Annotated in this window: 21 protein-coding genes; 10 read left to right on the top strand and 11 right to left on the bottom strand. The window is 33.8% G+C overall.

The genetic code is table 11. The features are described from left to right. Nucleotides 1-18 precede the first annotated feature (18 nt). From JM658_RS10735 to JM658_RS10720, 4 genes are all read left to right on the top strand, one after another. The gene (locus tag JM658_RS10735) at nucleotides 19-678 is read left to right on the top strand and encodes a response regulator transcription factor (protein WP_236959263.1); all 660 of its coding nucleotides are present in this window, start codon (nucleotides 19-21) and stop codon (nucleotides 676-678) included. A 200-nt stretch (nucleotides 679-878) separates the two neighbouring features. Continuing rightward, a complete protein-coding gene (locus JM658_RS10730; RefSeq protein WP_236959262.1) occupies nucleotides 879-2,303 on the top strand; it encodes an MFS transporter in 1,425 nt (474 codons plus the stop codon). A gap of 169 nt (nucleotides 2,304-2,472) precedes the next feature. Continuing rightward, nucleotides 2,473-5,994, top strand: a complete 3,522-nt coding sequence (locus tag JM658_RS10725; protein ID WP_236959261.1) for a nitrate reductase — start codon at nucleotides 2,473-2,475, stop codon at nucleotides 5,992-5,994. A gap of 11 nt (nucleotides 5,995-6,005) precedes the next feature. Continuing rightward, nucleotides 6,006-7,448, top strand: a complete 1,443-nt coding sequence (locus JM658_RS10720; protein WP_236959260.1) for a rubredoxin — start codon at nucleotides 6,006-6,008, stop codon at nucleotides 7,446-7,448. A gap of 381 nt (nucleotides 7,449-7,829) precedes the next feature. Here the strand turns inward: JM658_RS10720 and JM658_RS10715 are convergent, their stop codons facing one another. The 3 genes from JM658_RS10715 to JM658_RS10705 are packed head-to-tail and all read right to left on the bottom strand — an operon-like array spanning nucleotide 7,830 to nucleotide 10,406. Next, on the bottom strand, nucleotides 7,830-8,717 hold the full coding sequence (locus tag JM658_RS10715; RefSeq protein WP_236959259.1) for a molybdenum cofactor synthesis domain-containing protein: 888 nt from the start codon (nucleotides 8,715-8,717) through the stop codon (nucleotides 7,830-7,832). A 43-nt stretch (nucleotides 8,718-8,760) separates the two neighbouring features. Further along, nucleotides 8,761-9,198: a molybdenum cofactor biosynthesis protein MoaE gene (locus JM658_RS10710; RefSeq protein WP_236959258.1), complete on the bottom strand. Its 438-nt coding sequence runs from the start codon at nucleotides 9,196-9,198 to the stop codon at nucleotides 8,761-8,763. A gap of 35 nt (nucleotides 9,199-9,233) precedes the next feature. Further along, nucleotides 9,234-10,406, bottom strand: coding sequence for a molybdopterin molybdotransferase MoeA (locus tag JM658_RS10705; RefSeq protein ID WP_236959257.1), 1,173 nt, complete (start codon nucleotides 10,404-10,406; stop codon nucleotides 9,234-9,236). Between the two features lie 119 nt (nucleotides 10,407-10,525). Between JM658_RS10705 and JM658_RS10700 the strand changes: the two genes are divergently transcribed. Beyond that, nucleotides 10,526-11,794 carry an alginate export family protein gene (locus tag JM658_RS10700; RefSeq protein ID WP_236959256.1) on the top strand — a complete coding sequence of 423 codons (1,269 nt, stop codon included), beginning with the start codon at nucleotides 10,526-10,528 and terminating at the stop codon, nucleotides 11,792-11,794. 164 nt (nucleotides 11,795-11,958) lie between these two features. Here JM658_RS10700 and JM658_RS10695 read toward each other — a convergent pair whose 3' ends face one another. The 4 genes from JM658_RS10695 to JM658_RS10680 form a co-directional block, all read right to left on the bottom strand. Further along, a complete protein-coding gene (locus JM658_RS10695) occupies nucleotides 11,959-12,687 on the bottom strand; it encodes a LytR/AlgR family response regulator transcription factor (RefSeq protein WP_236959255.1) in 729 nt (242 codons plus the stop codon). Continuing rightward, nucleotides 12,662-13,777: a sensor histidine kinase gene (locus JM658_RS10690; RefSeq protein ID WP_236959254.1), complete on the bottom strand. Its 1,116-nt coding sequence runs from the start codon at nucleotides 13,775-13,777 to the stop codon at nucleotides 12,662-12,664. The genes JM658_RS10695 and JM658_RS10690 overlap by 26 nt, the downstream gene beginning before the upstream one ends. Next, a complete protein-coding gene (locus JM658_RS10685) occupies nucleotides 13,767-14,099 on the bottom strand; it encodes a DUF4907 domain-containing protein (RefSeq protein ID WP_236959253.1) in 333 nt (110 codons plus the stop codon). The genes JM658_RS10690 and JM658_RS10685 overlap by 11 nt, the downstream gene beginning before the upstream one ends. A 114-nt stretch (nucleotides 14,100-14,213) precedes the next feature. Further along, complete coding sequence (locus JM658_RS10680; protein ID WP_236959252.1) at nucleotides 14,214-15,206, bottom strand: Kelch repeat-containing protein; 993 nt, start codon at nucleotides 15,204-15,206, stop codon at nucleotides 14,214-14,216. Nucleotides 15,207-15,422: 216 nt separating this feature from the next. Here JM658_RS10680 and JM658_RS10675 point away from each other — a divergent pair, with 216 nt between their 5' ends. Further along, on the top strand, nucleotides 15,423-16,754 hold the full coding sequence (locus JM658_RS10675; protein ID WP_236959251.1) for a DUF4270 family protein: 1,332 nt from the start codon (nucleotides 15,423-15,425) through the stop codon (nucleotides 16,752-16,754). Continuing rightward, nucleotides 16,735-17,985, top strand: coding sequence for a hypothetical protein (locus tag JM658_RS10670; protein ID WP_236959250.1), 1,251 nt, complete (start codon nucleotides 16,735-16,737; stop codon nucleotides 17,983-17,985). Before JM658_RS10675 ends, JM658_RS10670 begins: the two co-directional genes overlap by 20 nt. Before the next feature lie 34 nt (nucleotides 17,986-18,019). Here the strand turns inward: JM658_RS10670 and JM658_RS10665 are convergent, their stop codons facing one another. Beyond that, a complete protein-coding gene (locus JM658_RS10665) occupies nucleotides 18,020-19,216 on the bottom strand; it encodes an MFS transporter (protein WP_236959249.1) in 1,197 nt (398 codons plus the stop codon). A gap of 91 nt (nucleotides 19,217-19,307) precedes the next feature. On the opposite strand from JM658_RS10665, the gene JM658_RS10660 reads away from it, so the two are divergent. Continuing rightward, nucleotides 19,308-19,871, top strand: a complete 564-nt coding sequence (locus JM658_RS10660; protein ID WP_236959248.1) for a Crp/Fnr family transcriptional regulator — start codon at nucleotides 19,308-19,310, stop codon at nucleotides 19,869-19,871. A gap of 3 nt (nucleotides 19,872-19,874) precedes the next feature. Here JM658_RS10660 and JM658_RS10655 read toward each other — a convergent pair whose 3' ends face one another. The 3 genes from JM658_RS10655 to JM658_RS10645 form a co-directional block, all read right to left on the bottom strand. Beyond that, nucleotides 19,875-20,453 (bottom strand): YdeI/OmpD-associated family protein, encoded by a 579-nt coding sequence (locus tag JM658_RS10655; protein ID WP_236959247.1) that lies wholly within the window; start codon nucleotides 20,451-20,453, stop codon nucleotides 19,875-19,877. Between the two features lie 99 nt (nucleotides 20,454-20,552). Further along, nucleotides 20,553-21,515 (bottom strand): phosphotransferase, encoded by a 963-nt coding sequence (locus JM658_RS10650; protein WP_236959246.1) that lies wholly within the window; start codon nucleotides 21,513-21,515, stop codon nucleotides 20,553-20,555. 45 nt (nucleotides 21,516-21,560) lie between these two features. Next, complete coding sequence (locus JM658_RS10645) at nucleotides 21,561-22,517, bottom strand: helix-turn-helix transcriptional regulator (RefSeq protein WP_236959245.1); 957 nt, start codon at nucleotides 22,515-22,517, stop codon at nucleotides 21,561-21,563. 231 nt (nucleotides 22,518-22,748) lie between these two features. Between JM658_RS10645 and JM658_RS10640 the strand changes: the two genes are divergently transcribed. Both JM658_RS10640 and JM658_RS10635 read left to right on the top strand, forming a co-directional pair. Beyond that, entirely contained in the window at nucleotides 22,749-23,249 is a 501-nt protein-coding gene (locus tag JM658_RS10640; RefSeq protein WP_236959244.1) for a DinB family protein, read from the top strand. Nucleotides 23,250-23,266: 17 nt separating this feature from the next. Next, nucleotides 23,267-23,482: a hypothetical protein gene (locus tag JM658_RS10635; protein ID WP_236959243.1), complete on the top strand. Its 216-nt coding sequence runs from the start codon at nucleotides 23,267-23,269 to the stop codon at nucleotides 23,480-23,482. Nucleotides 23,483-23,485: the final 3 nt, after the last annotated feature.

Here is a 23,485-nt window from a genome sequence, read left to right as displayed (position 1 = left end):
GATTCTACGATAACAACTATGGAGCAAATTAATATTATTCTAGCAGACGATCATGTTCTAGTTAGAGATGGGATAAAATCTTTATTGGAAGATGATAAATCAATAAATGTAATCGATGAAGCTTCGAATGGTAAAGAAGCTTTAGAAATCATTGCTAAAAATAAGCCTGATCTGTTAGTCGTAGATATTAGAATGCCCGAAATGAATGGGATTGAAGTTGTTCAGCAGTTAAAAAAAACAACTCCAGAAGTAAAAGCATTAGTACTCTCCATGCATGATTCTGAAGAATACGTAGTTAAATCGATTCAAGCTGGAGCAGATGGATACTTATTAAAAGGTGCCAGTAAAGAAGAATTTATAAAGGCGTTACATACCGTTGCCGAAGGCGGAAAATATTTTACTGGAGATGTTTCTTCTATCATCATTAATAATTTTGTTGATGGAAAGCCTAAGTTGTCCACTAACACAGCGACTACTGAAAATGACTTTAATCTTACCAAAAGAGAAAAGCAAATACTTACTCATGTATTAAAAGGACTAAGTAATAAAGAAATTGCGGAAGAACTTAAAATAAGTAAAAGAACTGCTGAAGTACATCGATTTAATCTAATGAAAAAATTAGATGTAAAGAATCAAATGGAACTTGCGAATAAAGCTAATACTTATAATCTCCTTTAACTTAAACGCTAAAAACTACGTATTTAAACAATTAACTCTCTAGCTAGTTTCCACTATTTTCATATTTTATTCTACTGAATTACAAATATTTCAATTTTGATTGTCAAAATTTTCAATTTGATAATTCTACTTAAATACTTAATTTATATTTTAATTATTACGTATTAATACTTAATTTTATAAATGTAAATTTAAGTATTATGAAAACAACAGTTACAACTAAAGCGACCAAGTTAAATTTAACAGATCTAAGAAGTATTCCAATAAGAACATTTTGGATGTCTTCCATTGCCTTTTTCATGTGTTTCTTCGCATGGTTTGGTATTGTGCCCTTCATGCCCGATGTGGTAAGAGAACTAGGATTATCTCCAGATCAAAAATGGAATGCCGTTATTCTAGCTGTAACAGGAACTGTATTTGCACGTTTGCTAATCGGAAAATTATGTGATAAATATGGTCCAAGATTATGTTACACATGGCTTTTAGTATTAGGGTCTATTCCTGTTATATTAAGCGGATTGGTACAAACACCATTTCAATTCTTATTATGTAGATTTTTTATTGGCTTTATAGGAGCTTCTTTTGTAATTACACAAGTACATACCTCTTTGATGTTCGCTTCAAATGTTGTGGGAACAGCAAATGCTACTTCTGCAGGATGGGGTAATCTTGGTGGTGGAGCAAACCGACTAGGAATGCCACTTATTGCAGCGGCTGTTATCGGTTTTGGTGTTGCAGAAACTGAGGCATGGCGCTATGCAATGGTTATAGCTGGTACTGTATGCTTCTTAATGGGAATTGCATATTATTTCTTTACTCAAGATACTCCAGAAGGTAATATAAAGGAACTTAGAGAAAAAGGTAAAAAAATACCTAAAGGGAAAAGGGATGAAGTTGGTTTCCTTGAAGCTATTAAAGATTATAGAGTTTGGATTTTATTTATCGTTTATGCTTCGTGTTTCGGAATTGAACTTACAGTATATGGAACGATGGACGATTATTTACAAAACACATTTCAGCTAGAAAGAATTACAGCAGGTAATATTGTCTTATCATTTGCTCTAATGAATATTTTTGCTCGTACTCTTGGCGGGTTTTTCGGGGATAAGTTTGGAAAAAGTAAAGGCCTCCGAGGACGCGTTCTATTTCTAGTAGCCATCCTTACGGTAGAAGGTTTGATGCTTACTATATTTTCTACAATGACAAGCTTAATTGCTGGAATTATATTCTTAATAGCTTTTAGTTTATCTGTTCAGATGGCGGAAGGCGCAACATTTTCTGTTGTACCATTTATCAATAAAAAAGCTATTGGATCTATTTCTGGGATTGTAGGTGCAGGTGGAAATGTAGGAGCTTTTCTTGCTGCTATTTTATTAAAGTCTAAATCTGCAGTAGCAGAAAAAATTGCCATTGCAGATCATCAAGGAATGGGTGAAGCCGCCATAAAAGCTGCCCAATCAGAAGCTGCTGCTTCAGCGGTTTCTAGTGGTTACTTAATGATAGGTATGTTGGTAGTAGTAACAGGATTATGTGCCTTAGCGATAAGATTCTCAGCTCAAGATGAAAAAATAGCTCAAAGAGAATTAAAGCAGGCTTCTGGAGAATTGGCTACTGCAAATGGATAATATCTATACCCATAAATTAAGAATATAAGAATCTAGATACTATATAATTATAACATCCGTAATAATGAAGTCTCTCTGTTTTATTTGAGGAAAAATTATCGGAAATTGAAATAGGTCGATCATATAAAATCGAGCAATTACTACTAACGAGTAGCAAAACAAAAGTAAAATGCTGAAAGAAGAAGTAAAAACTACCTGTTCCTATTGTGGCGTTGGCTGTGGCATAATAATAAAAAAAGATGCTCAAAACAAAGTTCATGTGGAAGGAGATAAAGATCATCCAGTGAATAAGGGGATGTTATGCTCAAAAGGGATGAACCTTCACTATGTAGCCAACGATACTTCTGATAGAATTTTATATCCAGAAATGCGATGGAGTAAATCACATCCTAGAGAGCGTGTTTCTTGGGATGATGCCATGGAAAGGGCTGCTTCTGTTTTTAAATCAATTATAAAAAAACACGGTCCAGATAGCGTAGGTTTCTATGTTTCTGGGCAGTGTTTAACCGAAGAATACTATATTGCCAATAAACTAACAAAAGGGTTTCTAGGTACCAATAATATCGACACCAACTCTAGATTATGCATGAGTTCTGCAGTTGTTGGTTATAAAAAAACTTTTGGAGAAGACTCCGTTCCAATTGGTTATGAAGACATCGAATTGGCTGACTGTTTTCTAATTTCTGGAGCGAACCCTGCTTGGTGTCACCCTATTCTTTTTCGAAGACTTGAAAAGCATAAAGAAGAGAATCCAAACGTAAAAGTAATTGTAATCGATCCTAGAAAAACTGATTCTGCTAAATTTGCTGATTTACACTTACAACTTATTCCTGGAACCGATGTTGTACTCCATAATGCCATAGGGAGGCGTCTGTTAGAACGTGGATTGATCGATTATAATTTTATAAAAAACCACACGGAAGATTTTCAGAAGTATAAAGAACAAATTCTAGGAATTTCTATAAAAAAAGCCGCTAAAATCTGCGGTGTTCCCGAAAATGACATAAAAAAAGCTGCCGATATGATTGGCCTTGCTAAAGGTTTTATAAGCATGTGGGCAATGGGGCTTAATCAAAGTGTAGTTGGTACTGATAAGAACTTTTCACTCCTAAATTTATCACTAATTACTGGTCAGATTGGAAAACCTGGAGCTGGACCTTTCTCCTTAACAGGGCAACCAAATGCCATGGGAGGCCGCGAAGTTGGTGGAATGGCCAATTTATTAGCAGTTCATAAAAATCTATTCAATGAAGAACACCGAAAAGAAGTTGCTCAATTCTGGGGTGTAAATAGTATCTCAGGAAAACCTGGATATACAGCCACAGAAATGTTCGATGCCCTGGAGAAAGGAAAACTAAAAGCGGTGTGGATTGTTTGTACAAATCCATTGGTAAGTATGCCGAATGTTAGAAGGGTCGAAAAAGCATTAAAAAATGCAAAATTTGTTATCGTTCAGGATATCTCTCATAAATCTGATACCACAAAAATGGCGGATTTACTTTTACCTGCTGCCGGGTGGTTGGAAAAAGAAGGAACTATGACGAACTCTGAACGTAGGATTTCTTACCTCCCAAAAGTTATCAATGCTCCTGGAGAAGCTAGGCCTGATGTTGAAATATTATGCGATTTCGCTAATAAAATGGGGTTTAGAGGCTTTAATTACAATGCTACAGAGGAAATCTACAAAGAGTATTGTGCGATGACCAAAGGCACAAATATTGACATTTCTTTTCTGAATTACGACCGACTTAAAAATGAAGGCACCATGCAATGGCCAGTGCCAGCTTATAGACATAAAGGAACAACACGCCTTTTTGAAGATAAGAAGTTCTATACTCCTTCTCAGAAAGCAATTTTTAATGTTCCTTATAGTACAGAAAATGCTTCCATCCAACCTTCTAGCGAATATCCTCTAATCTTGACCACTGGAAGGGTTCGTGATCAATGGCATACAATGACAAAAACAGGGAAGGTATCTCGTTTACATACGCACTACCCTACTCCCGTTTTAGAAATAAATCCTGTTGATGCTTATCTATACGGAATTAAAAACGGAGACGTTTCAGAAATAAAAAGTAAAAACGGAGTGGTAAGATTGCGGGCAAAAGTAACAGATAGCGTTCGTGAAGGGGTGATATTTATACCCATGCATTGGGGTAAAGTATTAAAAAGTGACCTCAACAGAGCTAATAATCTAACCAATACTATTGTAGATCCGCAGTCTAAAGAACCTGACTTTAAGTTTACAGCAGTTGCAGTATCTAAATATAAAAAGCAAAGAGAAAAAATAATAGTTGTAGGAGCTGGAGCTGCTGCTTTTAGGTTTATTCAAAATTATAGAGAGCATACTATTCATCATGAAATACATGCCTTTTCTGAAGAACCTCATCCATTTTATAATAGAGTTTTATTACCAGAATATATCACAGAAGAACTTTCATGGGAGCAACTTCAGAAATTAAAAGAAAATGAGCTCTCAAAGCTTAAAATAACGCTGCATGGTAGTACTTCTATTGTTTCTATTGATAAAGAAAATAAACATATTAAGGATAGCTACGGGAATATACATCAATACGACCGACTAGTTCTAGCAACTGGAAGTCGTGCTTTTGTTCCTAATGATGTTCAATTGGAGCTTCCTGGAAGATTTACCATGAGAAGTAAAAGTGATGCCGACAATTTTAAAAGCCACTTAGAAAATACAAACCTTCCTACTGAAGAGCGACACGTTGTAATTGTTGGTGGCGGACTTCTCGGTTTAGAGCTCGCAGCAGCATTAAAACACCAAGGTGTAAAAATTACAATCGTTCAACGTTCTTCTCGTTTAATGGAACGTCAGTTGGACAAAACATCAAGTAAATTACTAGCCTTAGATGTTCAAGAAAGAGGGGTTCAAATATATTTTGATAATGAGGTAAGTACCGTTTTTGACGATGATGAAAATGGGGATCTATCAATCACTCTAAAAAGCGGGAAAAACTTTAATGCACACGCTATTGTCTACGCTATTGGTACACGTCCAAATATTGAGATTGCAAAACATGCTGGTATCGACTGCGGTCGCGGAATTAAAATCAATCAGCATTTACAAAGCTCGGATCCATCAATCTATGCAATTGGAGAGATTGCTCAATTTAATAACGAACTTTTTGGTATTACTTCTGCTGCGGAAGAGCAAGCCAATATTCTAGCAAATTTTATTGCTGGAGATATTAGCAGCGGATACAAAGGCTCCGTACTGATGAATATTTTAAAATTTAATGACCTCAACCTTTGTAGTATTGGAGATATAAATGTTCCGGAAAACGATACTAGCTATGAAGAAATTATTTTTATGGATGCCACAAAAAGGTATTATAAAAAATGCATTGTAAAAGACGATTTATTAGTGGGTGCTATTCTAATGGGAGATAAAAATGAGTTTGCTGAATTCAAGGAAATGATTGAAGGCAAAATGGAACTCTCCGATAAAAGAAATACCTTACTCCGTGGTGCTACAAATACAAAGCCTGTAATGGGGAATCTCGTATGTTCATGTAGTCAAGTGGGCGTTGGAAATATTGAAGAAGTAATCCGTAATGGGTGTTCTGATTTTACTGAATTATGCAAACAAACAGGAGCTGGTCTCGGCTGCGGAAGTTGTAAAACGGAAGTAAGGGAATTATTAAAAAATAGTAGTGTTTTAGCTTAAAAACGATCCAAATGAATAAAGAACTGAACAGATTAATCATAAAAGGCGGTGTTTTGTCTCCTGGAGAATTAAAATCGATTGCTGAAGCTGCTGAAAATTCAGGCTTAAAAACTATTTCATTTGGCTCCCGACAAGACATCCTTTTTTCAAAAGAAATAGCTAAAGAATCCATAGCTAATTTTAACGATTTAGAATGGATTGCTCCGAATGAAAAGGGAACAGAAAATATTGTTTGTTCTTATGTTTCTGCTGATATTTTTCCTAAAAATTCGTGGCTTACAGGAGATCGCTATTTATATATTTTAGAGCAATTTAGACATCATCCCTTATTGAAAATAAATATTACGGACCCTAAACAACGTCTTGTCCCTCTTTTTACTGGGCATTTGAACTTTATAGCTTCTGCTCACGATGATTATTGGTATTTGTATGTACGACTCCCAAATTGGGAAGAAATAGTAATGTACCCCGCTCTAATTTACAGTTGGGATATTGCAAAAGTATCGCTTGCTATAGAAGAGTTACTTCAAGAAGAACCCGAAACTATTAATATGGTGTTCGAGCTTGTAAATGATGCAATCGACACCAATAATAGAACTGTTGACACGCCTTTAGATGTTCCTTTCTACCCTTTTCCATATTATGAAGGAATGAATAGAATGGGATCGGATAAATACTGGTTAGGCTTGTATTGGAGGAATAATAAATACGACTTGGATTTTCTAAAAGCTATGTGCGATTTATGTGCTGAATGTAAAATTGGAAAAATATGTATTACTCCTTGGAAATCTTTTATCATAAAAGGAATTCAAACAGAGTTTAAGCTTAAATGGGAGAAATTCTTAGGAAAGCGCGGTATTAATGTTCGTCACTCAATGTTGGAGCTTAACTGGCATCTTCCTGTAAATAATAAAGATGCTTTAAAGCTAAAAAAATACTTGGTTTCTAATTTTGATCAAAATGATATTAGTACTTACGGACTTACATTTGGAATTACAGACTATACGAAAAAGGCATACTATTTTACCTCTATTGTTATTGAAAAAAATAGACAGCCAGAAGCATTAGGTGATTTTAAAATTCGAGACACTTACAATTTACTTTATGCAAAGAATTTTGATCCTAATACCATAGAATACCTAACACATGTTCAAGATGTAGATAAAGTAGAGCTCCCAGGTTTACTTATGGAACTTAGTAAAATGTATTTTGATACTTTAGGTGAAGAAAAAGAAACTCCTAAAAAGGAAATAGAAATTAAAAAAGAGATAGAAACGGAAGTATACCAATGCGGCGAATGCCTTACCATTTACGATCCTACCTATGGAGACTTAACACAAGATATTCCTGCAAATACAGCTTTTGAACAACTCCCAAATGAATACTGCTGCTCTTTATGTGAAGCACCAAAAGCAGCCATGAAAAGGCTAAATATGATTAAAGAACTGAGTTGATTTTAGGCTTTAGGCTTTAGGCTTTAGGCTTTAGGCTTTAGGCTTTAGGCTTTAGGCTTTAGGCTTTAGGCAAATTTAAAATTTTGAATTTTGAATTCCGAATTAGAATAAAAATTACTTCTTGAACACTAAAACTTAACTCCCCCCCCCTTCGACAAGCTCAGGGTGACAACAGTAGTCTATTTTAAACTCTTAAATAAAGCTGTTTGCTGAGCACTCAATACTTTACTATCAAAATACTCACGACAAGCTCAGGGTGACAATAGTAGTCTATTTTAAACTATTAAACAAAGTAGTTTGCTGAGTACTCAATACTTTACTATCAAATACCCTTCGAAGGTTTGAAGTGTTAAAATACTGAAACAACTGCGGGCTAAAGCGCTAATCGTGTTGCTGTCCTCTTAGTATTTTAAAAACATGAAGAACATGAGGAAATATAGCCTCCATAGATTCGCTAGCTCCGTTTGTAGATCCCGGTAAGGCCAAAACCAAACAATTCCCGATTGTTCCCGCTACACTTCTTGAAAGCATTGCAAACGGCATTCTTTCTTGTCCGTAACTACGAATGGCTTCTTCTATCCCTGGAATTCTTCGCTCGATAATAGGCTCCAATGCTTCGGGAGTAACATCTCGGTATGAAAGTCCTGTACCTCCAGTGTAAATCAATAAATTATTAGTTTTAGATAGTTCTAAAGCTTTTTCAGCTATAATAACTGCTTCATCAGGAATAATTTCATAATTAGAAATCTCGATTGACGATTCCTTTAACTTCTCAATAATAGCTTTCCCTGCCCTATCTTCTTTCTTCCCATCAGAAATAGAATCAGAACAAACGATAACAGCGGCTTTCAAATTAGAAGGAAATATCCTTTTAAATCCTTTAAGCGCACTTTTACTCTTTACAATCCTTAAAGCACCAATGGCTATCCCAGCATCTTTAGTTTCGAAAGTATTTACTAGTGTAATGGCAGCAACAGAAGCACCTAACATTGCTTCCGAATCTAAATTAGTTTTATGAATTGCTTTTACACTAACCGTAAATGTAAGCTCTTCCCCCTCCAATTCATCCGTTATATCTATACTGTCCAATAAAGCAGGATATACATCTGGAATAATCGAAAAGGCATTTTTTACAGCCAACTGCGCTCCAGTTTTCACCAATGTAAAAACCTCTTTTTTATAAAGCGGTATCAATTCTTCATTCAGTGTAATTGTAATCGCTGCTATAGAAGTACAAGCTGTTTTTATTTCACGAGAAATATCATTCATATTTTGGGTATTGCTTATTTAAATAAAAAGAAGGTTTCTGCTCTTAACTGTTTACTTTCCACTGATGAGTCTCATCTTCAAAAATTTCTTTTCCAAAAATGGGTACCTCTTCTTTTATCATATTTACAATAGCCTCTGTAGCTTCGTAAACCTCTTTCCTTCTTTCAGAAGAAACAAAAACAAAAAGACAAATCTCTCCAGCATTTACTTTTCCTAAACTATGATAAATATGCATGCAAGTAAGGTTGAACTTCTCAAAAGCTTTCTCCCGAATTTCATATAACTTTTCATCAGCCATACTTTCGTAGGTAGTATATTCAATTGCACTCACCTTATTACCATCAATCTCATCTGCACGTACTTGTCCTAAGAAAATATTATGTGCTCCAATAGAATGTTTCGATTGGTGTTTTGCTATAGAATCTGCTATAAATGATGGGGATATTGCTCCCTCCATAAATACATTTTTCTTCTTTTTCATCTTAAATCATTATAAAATTCATTCGAATCATAAAGTTACTGAAGAATCTCCAAATAACGAACTTCTTCTCCCTTTTCTATTTGTGTAGTTTTTTCAGAAATATATACAAGAGCATTGGCATTTACTAGACTTTGAAGCATTGCCGAATTCTGATTCTTAAAAATTTTTACTGAAGAACCTTTTACCTCAGCTCTTAAGAACAAACTCCTTTTTGTAGTATTTGTGATAGCATCTTCTAAAGTTGCCGTTTTAAAAAGGGTATCAGTGATCTTCCCCATAGCTAATTGAAGTGCAGGAAGTACATACGCTTGATAATTTATAAAGCATGCTGCTGGATTCCCTGGAAGTCCAAACACCAAAGTATTATCTTTCTTTCCAAAATAAATAGGCTTCCCTGGCCGCTGATTTATTTTATAAAATTTTTCATCCACACCATTTATATGAAAAGCATTTCTCATTAAGTCATAATCGCCCACCGAAATCCCTCCAGAAGCGATAATAAAATCATATGCTTCCAAAACTTCCTTTACTATAGAAGTAGAAGCTGCTTGTGTATCTTCGACATTAAAACAATCTACAATCGTTACCCCTGCCTTTTTTAATAGCATTTGTAACATTATAGAGTTACTATCGTAAATTTTACCTTCAGTTAACGGAGTACCTGCTTTCTCCAACTCATTACCTGTAACTAAAATAGCTACTCGTGGTTTTTGTGAGACTGTAACTTTATCAACACCTAGTCCACTTAAGAATCCAAGTGCAGCACTATTTAATAAAGTTCCTTTTTTTAAAGCTAAGTCTCCCTCTTTAATTAATTCTCCCGGAATTCTAATATTAGTTTTCTGTGATATTTTTTTTTGTAGTAAAATTTCATCACCAGACTCTTCCACATACTCCTTCATTATAACGATATCAGCATCTTTAGGAACTCGTGCCCCTGTAAAAATTCTAACTCCCTCGCCTTTCTTTAATGCTATATCCTTACTATCACCCGCTTGTATTTCACCAATAATCTTATAAGAATCACCATTATATTGACAAACTGCAAAACCATCCATTGCTGATTGACGAAAAAGTGGTAGATTTATAGTTGAGTAAATATTCGATGACAAATAAGAGTCGGATGCTTTAGTTATATGAATATGATGAGTTCCTAAGGAAATAGAATTGTCTAGAATTGACGTAATTGCTTCTTTTACAGAAATCATTTCTTTATCTTTAAACTAAAACAAACATAATGATTATTTTTTTAATCATTACCACAAAAATTACGTGTTTATGTATATTAATTAAGTATTTATACTTAGATTTAAATAAATTTAATATTATGAAGAAAATTATTACCACCTTACTTGTCTTTGTTTGTTTTACAAGCACTGTCTTTAGTCAAACTTTAGATGTTTCTGCAGACATACGTCCGCGCTTTGAGTATCGCCATGGTTATAGTGCTCCATTTCCAGATGATGCAGATCCTGCAGCATTTGTAACGCAGCGTACCAGATTAAATATGAATTATAGTTCGGAACTATTAAATATAATGGTTAGCGTGCAAGATGTTAGTACCTGGGGAGATACGAGGCAGATTTTACCTATTGACGGAAACGATTCTTTTTCGTTATTCCAAGCATGGGCAGAATTAAATATTAATGAGAATTGGTCGACAAAAGTTGGTCGACAAACTATTATATACGATAACGAGCGTATATTTGGTGGTCTTGATTGGGCTATGCAAGGACGTTTTCATGATGCTGCACTTATAAAGTATCGTAACGATAGCTTTATGGCGGATGCAGGTTTTGCTTTTAGCCAAACGAGTCAGGAAAACACAGGAACTGCTTATGACGTTCCTGGTTTCTTTACTTATAAAACGATGCAGTATTTATATGCTAAAAAAACATGGGAAAAAGCATCTGCTAGTTTCCTATTCTTAAATAATGGTTTCCAAAAGTTTGATATTAATGATGAAGCAGATGGAGTTTATTACACACAGACAGCTGGAACCTATGTTAAGTTCCCTATTTCAGTTTTAGATTTTGCAGGTAGTTTCTACTATCAGTTCGGAAAAGCATACCCTTTGGATGTTAACTTAAATGCATATGAACTTATGCTTGAAGGTAGCTACAAACCACAAAATACATTATTTGCTCTTGGATTTGAGATATTAAGTGGTTCTGATTCTGGTGATAGCAGTAGTAACTCTTTCTTCCCATTATATGGTACAAACCATGGATTTAATGGTTTTATGGATTATTTCTATGTTGGTAACTATGCAAATAACGCAGGGTTAAATGATATCTACAGTAAAGTAGTTTTTAAAACAGGTGAAAAATCAAGTCTATTAACAGCAGTACATTACTTTGGTGCAAATGGAGATCTTCCTAATGATGCTGATTCTTATTTAGGAACAGAAATCGACTTACAATACACTCATAAGCTAATGAAATTTGCTACTTTAAAAGTAGGATACTCACATATGTTTGCTTCAGATAGTATGAGTATTGTTAAAGGTGGTGTTACAAACGACAATACTAATAACTGGGCTTGGGCAATGTTAGTTATCAACCCTAAACTTTTCAGTCATAAAATAGCTAACTAATAAAACACAAAAATTAAAGGCATCCTATAAAGTATAATTATATCATCATACTTTATAGAATGCCTTTTTTAATACAGTAATACTAAACTAAATGTAAACCTTATTCATTTTTGCAAAAATTAGTATCAACTGTATTTAAATTAATACACAAAAAGGAATTGCTTTTACTTAATTCCTAATCGGTTATAAAACTCTTCTTTGTAACTATCTCCAATCGGAATTCTAATATCATCTATCACTACCTTATTCTTTTGAATTGTCTTAACAAAAGGTACATTAATAACAAAAGACCTATGAATTCGTACAAAGTCTTTTTCTGGAAGTTTAGAGAGCAGCTCTTTAAAACTCATAAGGGTCAAAATAGGCTTATTGGTCCCGTTTATATGAACTTTTAAGTAGTCTTTAAGACCTTGAATATACTTTATATCTTCAAGATCAACTTTTACATTTTCATAATCTGCCTTTATAAAAATATAGTCATTTTCTAGCTTCTGATCGCCAGTTGAGGAAAATACATTTGTAGTCATAGTAGAATTTTTATTAGCAATAATTTCTTTAGCTCTAGATACCGCTTTTATAAATCGATGATATGGAATTGGTTTTACAAGATAGTCTACTGCATTAAGCTCAAATCCTTCTACAGCATATTGAGAATAAGCGGTGGTAAAAATAAAAAGCGGCTTATTATCTAATGAGTTTATAAAGTCTATTCCATTAATTTGAGGCATTTCGATATCAGAAAATATCAAATCTACATTTCGCTCCTTTATAGTTACAATAGCATCTAAAGCATTAGTAAACACTCCTACCACATCTATAAAGTCTAATTTGCCGCAATATTCTTTTATCAAGTCTATTGCTAATGGCTCATCGTCTATTATTATGCATCTCATCGCCTTGAATATTTAATATCGTTAAATTTATTGTATAGTACTTACCGTCATTCTGCATGTCTAATCGATGCGCTCCTGGATATAATAGTTTTAGTCTATTTTGAATATTCTCCAATCCAATCCCGGAGCTTTCAGGAGATTTCTTAACAATCCCTATCTTATTCCTTACAAACAAATGAATCTTATCTTCATCAATAGAAATATTAATTTTTATCCATGTATTACCTCTATAATCAGTACCGTATTTAAAAGCATTTTCTATAAAAGAGATAAACAATAGTGGCTTTATAGTCTTTCCCCTTTCATCGCCATAAATATTAAAATAAACCTCTTCTGCATTAGGTAACCTTAATCGCTGAAGCTGTATGTAGCTCTTTATATAATCCAATTCTTTGTCTAAGGAAACAATCTCTTTATTGGCTTCATATATCATATAGCGCATCAACTCTGATAAACTTATGATAGCCTCAGAAGTATCTGGAGATTTCTTTATGGATAATGTATAAACAGCATTTAAAGAATTGAATAAAAAATGAGGATTCAATTGTGTTTTTAAAAATTGGAGCTCAGAATTTACCTTCTCAGTTTCCGTTTTCTCACGAAGACGTTCGTTATTATTCCACTCAATATATACCCTAATAATTGTACCAACCACAAAATAAAAAGCAGCGCCAATAGCTGGACCTAAAAACATTTTAAAACGAAACCACTCATCTCTTGGGAAATTAAACCTTCGATCTATAGCTGGAGGCAGTCCTCTCACTTCTTCTCTATTGAACATTATATCTGGAGGTAGCGTGCGTTCCATAATATAATTCACCACTAAAATTACTATAAGTGATACAAAGAGATAAGGAATTATTTTTTTCTTTAATAGAAGTTTAGGTACTAAAAAGTAATAATTGAGGTAAAATAATGAGATGTTTATAAAGAAACTTGGAGAGAAGATAGAGAAGAAATCTATACTACCGGTTCTACTATACGATTGGAAGAGTATTACTCCCGACCAACATAGCCAAACTAATACATGCAAGAGTACATCACTAAAAATTCCATTTGATTTATTTATGGAGTTTAAATCAGTCCTCATATTTTTCTATATTGATGTGTAAACTATCGATCTCTTCTTTATTAATTATCGGTTTCTGCTTCTTCATCAATTTCCCTTTTACCACTTCTGCAATTTTAGCTGCATCTTCTTTTGTGGCAAATGCTTTTCTAAAGCTAATTGCGGGAATATATTCCTGCTTTATTAGCACACGATTTTTATAGGATACTTCATAACCAAATCCTCCATCTACTTCTATAACTTCACTAGTAATTGGTTCCTTTTTATTACAAGAGTAAAGCAAGGATAATAATACTAAACAACTGGTTATTAGCAGGTAGCTTTGTGTTTTATTTAACCTCATCCAAAAAAAATCTTAAAATTTAGAAATAGAAATATGTATAAACAGTTTAAGAGGTGCGTATCCAGCGCACCTCATATTTAAAACTCAACAAACAAGCAAGATTTTAGCCCTGCCTTAATCTTCATCATCGTATTCCATGGTTGGGAAAAACTCATCTATATCATCTAAATAAAGACTTCCTGTTCTACCTAACCCTACGAAACTTCTTATTCCATTTGAAAAAGCAATCGCATCTTGACGAGAGGACCCTTCAAAACTTGTTAACTCTTCCCATAAATCATTTAAAGGATTGTATTGCCATGCACTTGCTACAGCTCCACTCTGCTGTCCAGTTACAATATATCCGTAACCATTCATTGTAAAGCCTACTGCATTACTTCTCATTATGGCATAGTCATCTTCTTCATCTAAGTCTAGTAATTTCGTCCAAGCATTCGTTTCTGGATCAAACTTCCAAAAATCATCTGTATAAACACCATTAGAAATTCCTGTTCCTAGGTAAGCAATTCCATCAATAACAAAAGTTGTAGCGGCTCTCTTTTTATTACCACCGTAGCCTTCTAATTCTGACCATGAATCTGTTGCAGGGTCATATTTCCAGAAATCTTTACGATCGTTATCACCATCAAAACCAGTTCCGAAGTAACCAAATCCATTAATACTAAATGCTGTTGCACTACGTCTATTAGTTCCTGGGAAATCTGCAATTGCTTCCCAAGTATTCAATTCTGGATCATATTCATAGAAATCTCCCAATTCATCCAATCCATCATATCCAGATCCGATATATCCTTTTCCATCAATTTCAAACCCTACTCCTGCACTTCTTGCTACACCAGGGAAATCTGCTTTCTGAGACCAATAGTTCCCATCCATATCGTAAGCCCAGAAATCATTTAAATAATCATCGCCATCATAACCAACGCCCATATAACCAATATTACCTATTGTAAAGGCAGACGACCCACTTCTTGGAGAGCCATCAAAAATAGAACGGTCGATCCAGTTTCCTAATTCGTCATCATCATCGTCAGACGAGCATGCAATAAATGTAGTACTTACAAATACTAATAATAGTAATGATCTTAAACTGTAATTACGCTTCATAGATTTAATTTTTGGGTAAAGCTAAGTCAGAGATAAAAACCTAAGAAATGGAATATATAAAACCCCCATTTTAATATACGAATAGGGTGTATTTATCTATAAGCACCTCCTATTCTATTCGTAGTAGAATTATAGGGGTTTGTATACTAATTTTTTAAGATGATATATTAAGATTTTTATAGCGTAATAGTCACGTTACATTTACCAAAAAAACAGATGCGAACACCTATTATTTCTATGATTTCACTCGCCATTATTATGTGTTATTCTTGCACCGATGATAGCCCTTACGACCCAGATTTTAATGCCGGTAACTCTTTTGTAGATAGTCAGATAAGAGTCATAGAAATTGACACTCTTACTATCGAGACTTCTACAATGAAGTTCGATAGTCTTACAACTTCAAGTAGCAATAGAATCCTCTTAGGGAAATACACTGATCCCGAATTTGGAACTGTAAAAGCCGCCAGCTATTTTGAAATGCTTCCTGATAGTTACACCATAGATAGTGAAGCTACCTACGATAGTATTGCGCTCTATCTTCATTACGACAACTATTATTATAACGATACACTACAATACAATAATATCCATGTAAAAAGAGTAACGGAAGCCGTAAAGCCCGATGAAGATGTTTTTTACAACACCAGTGAAGTTGATTATAACACTGAAGATATAGGATTACTTACTTACCGACCTCGCCCAATGGAGGCAGATACTTTGGAAATAAAAATAGATGATGACTTGGGGAACGAAATATTTGACAACCTTCAAACAAAAGTGATTACAAATTCCGACGAGTTTAAAAATTACTTTAAAGGAATTACCATACAACCTGGAGACAGCGATAATGGATCTGTTATAGGTTTTTCTACGGAAACTACTTCCTGCTATATGCGCTTATATTATACGATTGAAGAAGATACGTATCTTTCGCAAAGCTATCTTGATATTCCTATCAATAAAGGAACTGATTATGCTTCATTTTTTAATCAGATATCCTCAGTAAACTCTAACGAATATATACAAAGTCTAACCGATCAAGAAGAGGTTATTTCTAGCTCACAAAGTGAAAATAAATCTTTTATTCAGTCTGGAATTGGAGTTGCAACAGCTATTAGTTTTCCTCACATAAAAACCCTTTTTGATATTGAAGGCACAGGAACTATTCTAGATGCTACACTAAATATACATCCTGAAATAGCGTCGTATAACGACAATCTAACACTTAGAGACACACTTAATGTTTATGTTTTAGATCAAAATAATAATGTTACAGAACAGCTAACTTATAGTGACGGTAGCGCAGTACAAGCCATACTCAATAAAGAAAACCAAGAGTTTAATAACATCTATTACGTTCTCCCTTTTGGAACTTATGTAGAAACCCTTTTAAACTTAGAAACGGACGATATTCAATCTTTTGCTCTATTACCCAACGACTTTGAATCGAGTGTAGATAGAATGGTTTTATACGGAAGTACTAACAATAGCTACAAAATTGAATTAAACTTAATATATACTGTTTATGATGAAGATGAAAATTAATCTAGCCCTTCTGTTTTCCCTATTTGGACTATTTACATATGCACAATCAGAAAGTTTAACGAGTTCCCCTTACTCATTATATGGCCTTGGAGTTATCAATCAAAGTGGTATTGGGAAAGTAAATGGGATGGGATATACAGGAATCGCAATGAAATCCGACGGGTATATTAATAATTTAAACCCTGCCTCCTATTCTCTTATCCCTCAAAACAGTTTTATATTTGATGTTGGAGGAAAGGCTGAACTTAACACTTATGAGAATAAAAATAATGCAGAGAATAATACTAGTTTCAATTTCTCAAACATAGCATTTGCATTTCCTATAAATAGTAAAATGGGAATGGGACTAACACTTATTCCATACAGCCAAGTAGGGTATTCTTTAATTGGATTAGAAACTAATATTGAAGGCTCTACGGAGACTTTTAAAAGTAATATTCTAGGAAGCGGTGGATTGAATGAATTCAGCGGAAACTTTGGTTATACCATTATTCCGAGAGTTAGTGTGGGGATAAGCGCTTCTGTATTATTCGGAAATATTGAAGAGGAAGAAAACTTTACTTTAAGTAGCTCCTCCTTTTCTTTAGAGGAAGAAACCTCTTATTCTGGACTACAATTAGGGCTAGGAACACAAATCGAAGTTTTAAAAAATGTTTCCATTGGAGGAACTTTAAAGCTTCCAACTGCTTTGAGTGGAAGTTTAAAACGATCTACTTATAAAACCCTTGATTATAATAGTGTCACTATCGAAGAAGAAGCGGAAGGTGATGTTTCCGATTTTGAACTCCCTATGCAATTGGGACTTGGTTTTAGCGCTCGTTTATTTCAAAATAAACTTACCATAAATGGAGACTATAAAAAGAGTTTTTGGGATGATACCAACCAATCGGATCATATAGGAACCTATGCAAATCAGAATATTTTTGGACTCGGATTAGAATTCAATAGTGATTCTAGAAACAAAAGCTATTTTAAGCGTATTTCCTACCGTACAGGTTTTAATTATGATGATGGATATTTAGAAATAAATGATAATAAAATAAGCAGTTATAGTGTTACAGCAGGACTAGGATTACCTATAAGCAACAGAAATAATTCCACTTTGAATCTTTCCTACAGCTACGGAAGCAAAGGTCTTGTTGATAATATTTTGGTAAAAGAAAACTACCATCTTATTACTCTTAATTTAACTTTACAAGATTTTTGGTTTGTAAAAAACTTAGTTAAATAAGTTTCTAATAGCTTAGGGAAGTTACTTCTCTAAGCTATTTATTTACTGCTGAAGTGTTTCTCCTCAACATATAAATAAGTCCTATTATTGCTAAAACTGATGAAGCATAAAAGGCATGTGGAATATGATTTATTGTTGATTGATAATACCATCCAGAGAATAAAGCCCCAATTCCAATTCCCGCTTCCAGAGCAATATACATAGTCGCCATCGCTTTACCTCTTGCTTCTGGTCTACTCATATCTATAGTCCATGCATTTAGCGAAGGCGTTAAGCCGCCCATTCCAACACCATATAAAATGGCTCCTATAATAAATAGTAAATGTGAAGTAGCCAATCCAATGACTACAACTGCTACAGAAAGCACTACAAGTCCTAAGGTGATAACAACAGTCCGTCCATATTTATCAGAAGCTTTCCCAGCTATAAATCTTATTAGCAATGAAGAGATGGTAAATACTATAAAAAACAATCCTTTATTTGCAATTCCAATATGGGTTGTCCAATCTGGAATAAGTGTTAGCATAACTCCATAAGAGGCATAACATAAAAATGTTACCAAGCCTGCTGGAAGAACTTCGATAGCAATAATATCTCTTCTTGATATTTTTAATAATGACCAAGTAAATTTTTTCTTGGGTGATAATGTTTCCTTCATATTTAGAATGATAAGCATCGAAAGAAAAGCACATGCCGACGATATATAAAATAAGGTGCTGTATGAATAATTCATTTTTATAAAGCTTCCTACAGCAGGTCCAACAGCCATTCCTGTACTATAAAATAGACTTTGCATCCCAATAGCCTCTCCCCAAGCGCGCTGAGGTGTAATATCTGCCACATATGCTGAGGTTGCCGTAGGTTTGAAACCTGTAGAAAACCCATGGAGAAGTCTCAATATTAAAAAGCCTGCAACAGTATTTAAAACAGGATACAAAACTCCGCAAAACACACATACCAAAGCTCCAAAAACCATCACAGGAACACGCCCAACGGTATCAGTAATACGTCCGCTAAAAGGTCTAGAAATTCCTGCGGTAAGCGTAAATAATGCTATAATTAAACCAATGTATTTAGCTCCTCCCAAAGAGCTTAAATAAGCAGGAAGTTCAGGAATAAGCATATTGTAACTAGCAGAAAAAAGTAATGAACTAGAACATACCAATGCAAACTTAAAATTGTAGATTGGATGCGAATTGTATTTTACCGCTATATTCTTTATAAAGCTCATGCTTATTAAATATCTTTGTTTGTAGCTATTTTGAATACAAAGAAATGGTTTGTAATAGTTTTTAAAAAGGACATTTGTCCGAAGTAGTAAAATGATACGAAAAAACGCCGACCTCTTACAATATATCACACAAAAACTCCTGAAGGAATCTAATCAGAATATCATTACGCAATCTTATAACGCTGGAGAAAAAATATTAGATCAGAAGAAAAGAGTTTTTTCGGTGTATATTATTAAATCTGGAATAACAAAATGCTATCTTACAGAAGATAATGGTGTAGATTTTATCCAAGAATTTTTTGGTGAAGGTGAAATTTTTGGAGAATTAGAAGCTATAAATGGCGATACTAGTTTCTGTTGTATTGAAGCCATAAATACTGTTGAAGTATATAAAATAGAGGCTTCTTATTTTAATGAGTTATTAGAGGAAGATCATATTTTTAACAAGCATATTTTAAAAGCTCTAAGTAAAAAACTCACTTATACAGCAGTTCGCCATGCCTACAATCAATCGCATACTCTGGAAGATAATCTGCTACGGCTAATCCATCAATTCCCTACTATTATAGAGGAAATTTCTAAACAAGACATTGCAAATTATTTAGGAATCACCCCTCGGAGTTTAAATAGAGTTTTAAATACTTTAAAACCTTAAAAATTAATCATTCAATCCTAATCCTTCAAAAATCTTAGGAATATATTTTTCAACTCTTGCCAAACGCGTTTTTGATTGCTTTGCTTGAGAAAAATACAATAGATAACCCCGTTGTCTTCCTGGTGTTAAAGAATAAAAAGCATCCTTTAATTTTTGGTCATTATCAAGTTTTTCTTGAAATTCTTCTGGAATTTCATATTCCTTTGTCTTCTTTAAAGCTACTTTCAATCCTGCTTTCTCCACTTCTACAGCCTCAAAAATATAGGCCTTTAAAGTGCGCTCTAAATCTAATATCTCTTGGAGGCTTGTAAATCGAATCTGACGAGCAGATTGTACATTTTTAGTTTGCTGAATCAAAATATCATCAGCGTCATTTAATAAAACTCCTTTATGAAATAGCAGAGCACAATACGATTTAAATCCATGGATTAAAACCACATTGCTCCCATTAAATGTATAGCATGGAACGCCCCATTTTAATTCTTCTATAAGACCACAATCGAGAATAATAGTTCTTAGTCTCTTATAACATTCTTGCCATTGGTTATCTTTTTCAAAAAAGAAATCTACTTTAGGATTCATAGTTTTGCTTATTGCAACTACTAAAATAAGAATAAGTTTATTTTAGTATACCAGTTTATCAAAAATTACGCTTACTTTTTAAATCTTCTTTATTAATTATCACCTAGTATAATCGACCCAAGATTTCATTCTACCTACATACATTTTGAGATAGTTTTCAGAAAGAAAAATATTAGACCAATCGAATCTTTGTGCTTGAATTCCGAGGTAAAAAATAAAAACTGCTAATCCTGCTTTTGGGATTAATGCTATTTCCTGTTCTGGTAATTCACTAATACTTTTGTATCCCCCTAAAAAATTTTTCTTCTTAACTTCATATTCCTCTTTATCAACTCCAATATTAAACAATTGATTACAGAAATACCCAATATCTAAAACTCGCCAACCATTACCACAGAAGTCAAAATCAAAAATGGTGATTTCATTTTCATCTGAAACCGCCATATTATCATACCAAATATCCATATGAACTATTCCTATCTGACTACATTTAAAATCAGAGTCTTTAAATGCTATTACTTGCTCTTTTATAAACTGCATTTCTGGTAACTCTTCAGAAAAGAAATCTTTTAATTTCTTATAAGGAGCTTCAAAAAGCGATTGTTGGTTATAAGAGATTCTATCAATAGTACTTTTCTCTGTAAGCTTATGAAATCGAGCCATAAGAGCACCTATTTTGTAACAGGTTTTATTGCTCATAAATCTAACTTTACCACCTTTAGCAAACGAAAATAAAACTACATATCTAATCCCTTCTGGTGCTTCTATTTCTTGGATAAAACCTTCACTCTTATCTTGAAGAGGATAAGAAATACTTAGGTTATTATCCTTTAATAGATTTAAAAGCTTTATTTCTTCTACTATTTCCGATTTTGACCTCCAATTATGGCTATAAACCCTAATCACATATTTTGTTTCGCCTTCGGAAAGGTAATACGTATGATTCATTCCCGTTCGAAACAACTTACAGTCGTAACTCCCTACAAGTCCATATTTTTCTACTACAAAATCTCCCAATTCTTTAGCTGAGATTGTAGATGCTATTACCGGAAATACTTCCATATTCTTATTGTAATTTAATTGTTATAACTAAGAAGCACTTATCCGTTATAATCTACTCGATGCTTCCATAATAATCTCCTTCACTCTTTCTTTTAAAGAAGCTGGTTCGATAATAGTTGCATAGTCCGCAAACATAAGAAACCAACGTGCAAATCCATCCTTTACATCAGAAGTAAAAAAAGTCATTTCAACGTCATTCCCTTTTATCTTTTCTGAAGTAAGTCCGTAATAATTACAATTACTCTTCATGTATTTTGCAATCTGCTTGTCTACCAAAATTACGATCTTAGTTTTATCGCACTCCTCTTCTTTCTTACGATAATCTTCTAATGTTCCGTGCGTTAATAAAAAAGGAGTCTGCGTCCTACTAATCTTAATAATTCGATCGGTGCGGAACTGCCGATAATCCTTTCTTAAATGGCAATACGCCATCATATACCAATAATTATGCTCATGAAAAAGTCCTACGGGTTCTATCAATCTTTCAGAATGTTTCTCAGCGTGAAGCGACTGGTATTTTAAAAAAATCTGGTGTTTCTCTGCAATGCTTTCAAAAATAATCTCCAATGCATTAGGAATCTCTTTATTAAAAAGTTCGCGAGATGAATTTATGGTAACTTGAGATTCTATAGCATCAATCCAATCTTTTTCATAACCCCGTAAAACAGATTTTATTTTGTACATAGCCGATTGATAGTAAGCTCCAAGAGAATCGTCTGTAAACTGTTGCATCAGCTTTTCTGCAGCTACAAAACTCCCTGCTTCTTCTTTTGTAAACATTACTGGCGGAAGCCTGTACCCTTCCATAATACTATATCCAATTCCAGCCTCACTAATAATTGGGACTCCAGATGCTTCTAGCGTTCTAATATCTCTGTAAATAGTACGTAAACTTACTTCAAAACGTTCTGCAAGATCTTGTGCTTTGACTATCTTTTTTGATTGTAACTGCGTTAAAATAGTTACGATTCTATCAAAGCGTTTTATGGTGGTATCGCTCATAATGTTTTGGCATATCCTCCAAAGATAAGACTTCCAGAAAAAATAAAATTCTCCAGATGAGCAAACTTTATTTTGAATATGTAATGCCATTATTTATATTAAATTAAGCAAAGCTATCAAGCTATTGTGACAACTATTTGTCAGTAGATACTTTTTTTTTACTGCTGACATAAGGCTGTCATCTCCCCTATTTAATTTTGATTCCAGATGTAAACAACAAAATATATAATTATGAAAAACGCAGACAATCAAATCAATGAAAACAAAGCAACTGTATTAACTCCAGACGAGCTATTAGCGCATTGGCAAGGACATAGAGCACTTACCCGTCGTGTAATAGAGATTTTTCCTGAAGACAAATTCTTTAACTACAATATTGGAGGCATGAGAACTTTTGCTGAAATGACAATGGAACTTATAGGAATAGCGGCACCCGGAATGAAAGAAATTGTAGTTGGAAATACAGAAAAATTAAGAGAAGATTTTGATCATGGAGGAAAGAAATCTGCTATTTTAAAACTATGGGATCAGTCTACTGAAGATATTAATAATTATTGGAAGCAACTTGAAGCAAAAGACTTCTCAAAACAGATAAAACTTTTTGGAGAATATGAAGGCACCGTTATATCCTCAATTCTCTATTTTATTGATAATGAAATTCATCATCGTGGGCAAGGATATGTATACCTAAGAAGTTTGAATATTGAACCGCCATTTTTCTGGGAACGCTAACCGACTCATTTTTTATTATGAAATCAGTATTAGTATTTAAAACTTCGGTAGAAAGAAGAAAAGAGCTAAAAAAATTACGCCCCTTTTTAAATCAACTAATGCAAAAAAACGAACAGTGGAATTTCGACCTTGAGGATTGTGATAAAATCCTCAGAGTCGAAACTGTTCAAACTACTGCTAAAACCATTGCAAATACATTACATGGTTTAGGATATAGCTGTGAGGAGTTATAAGGT

This window comes from Joostella atrarenae, from assembly GCF_021764745.1.
Lineage (GTDB): Bacteria > Bacteroidota > Bacteroidia > Flavobacteriales > Flavobacteriaceae > Galbibacter > Galbibacter atrarenae.
Note: the sequence above shows the minus strand (reverse complement) of the source record. Positions and strands in the feature narration are given on the sequence as shown.

Coding starts and splice junctions, on each gene's coding strand:
- JM658_RS10665 (WP_236959249.1), bottom strand. CDS start 19,216: ATGAGCTTTATAAAGAATATAGCGGTAAAATACAATTCGCATCCAATC.
- JM658_RS10690 (WP_236959254.1), bottom strand. CDS start 13,777: ATGAGGACTGATTTAAACTCCATAAATAAATCAAATGGAATTTTTAGT.
- JM658_RS10725 (WP_236959261.1), top strand. CDS start 2,473: ATGCTGAAAGAAGAAGTAAAAACTACCTGTTCCTATTGTGGCGTTGGC.
- JM658_RS10670 (WP_236959250.1), top strand. CDS start 16,735: ATGATGAAGATGAAAATTAATCTAGCCCTTCTGTTTTCCCTATTTGGA.
- JM658_RS10720 (WP_236959260.1), top strand. CDS start 6,006: ATGAATAAAGAACTGAACAGATTAATCATAAAAGGCGGTGTTTTGTCT.
- JM658_RS10680 (WP_236959252.1), bottom strand. CDS start 15,206: ATGAAGCGTAATTACAGTTTAAGATCATTACTATTATTAGTATTTGTA.
- JM658_RS10660 (WP_236959248.1), top strand. CDS start 19,308: ATGATACGAAAAAACGCCGACCTCTTACAATATATCACACAAAAACTC.
- JM658_RS10640 (WP_236959244.1), top strand. CDS start 22,749: ATGAAAAACGCAGACAATCAAATCAATGAAAACAAAGCAACTGTATTA.
- JM658_RS10675 (WP_236959251.1), top strand. CDS start 15,423: ATGCGAACACCTATTATTTCTATGATTTCACTCGCCATTATTATGTGT.
- JM658_RS10730 (WP_236959262.1), top strand. CDS start 879: ATGAAAACAACAGTTACAACTAAAGCGACCAAGTTAAATTTAACAGAT.
- JM658_RS10735 (WP_236959263.1), top strand. CDS start 19: ATGGAGCAAATTAATATTATTCTAGCAGACGATCATGTTCTAGTTAGA.
- JM658_RS10695 (WP_236959255.1), bottom strand. CDS start 12,687: ATGAGATGCATAATAATAGACGATGAGCCATTAGCAATAGACTTGATA.
- JM658_RS10715 (WP_236959259.1), bottom strand. CDS start 8,717: ATGAATGATATTTCTCGTGAAATAAAAACAGCTTGTACTTCTATAGCA.
- JM658_RS10685 (WP_236959253.1), bottom strand. CDS start 14,099: ATGAGGTTAAATAAAACACAAAGCTACCTGCTAATAACCAGTTGTTTA.
- JM658_RS10710 (WP_236959258.1), bottom strand. CDS start 9,198: ATGAAAAAGAAGAAAAATGTATTTATGGAGGGAGCAATATCCCCATCA.
- JM658_RS10700 (WP_236959256.1), top strand. CDS start 10,526: ATGAAGAAAATTATTACCACCTTACTTGTCTTTGTTTGTTTTACAAGC.
- JM658_RS10655 (WP_236959247.1), bottom strand. CDS start 20,453: ATGAATCCTAAAGTAGATTTCTTTTTTGAAAAAGATAACCAATGGCAA.
- JM658_RS10635 (WP_236959243.1), top strand. CDS start 23,267: ATGAAATCAGTATTAGTATTTAAAACTTCGGTAGAAAGAAGAAAAGAG.
- JM658_RS10650 (WP_236959246.1), bottom strand. CDS start 21,515: ATGGAAGTATTTCCGGTAATAGCATCTACAATCTCAGCTAAAGAATTG.
- JM658_RS10645 (WP_236959245.1), bottom strand. CDS start 22,517: ATGAGCGATACCACCATAAAACGCTTTGATAGAATCGTAACTATTTTA.
- JM658_RS10705 (WP_236959257.1), bottom strand. CDS start 10,406: ATGATTTCTGTAAAAGAAGCAATTACGTCAATTCTAGACAATTCTATT.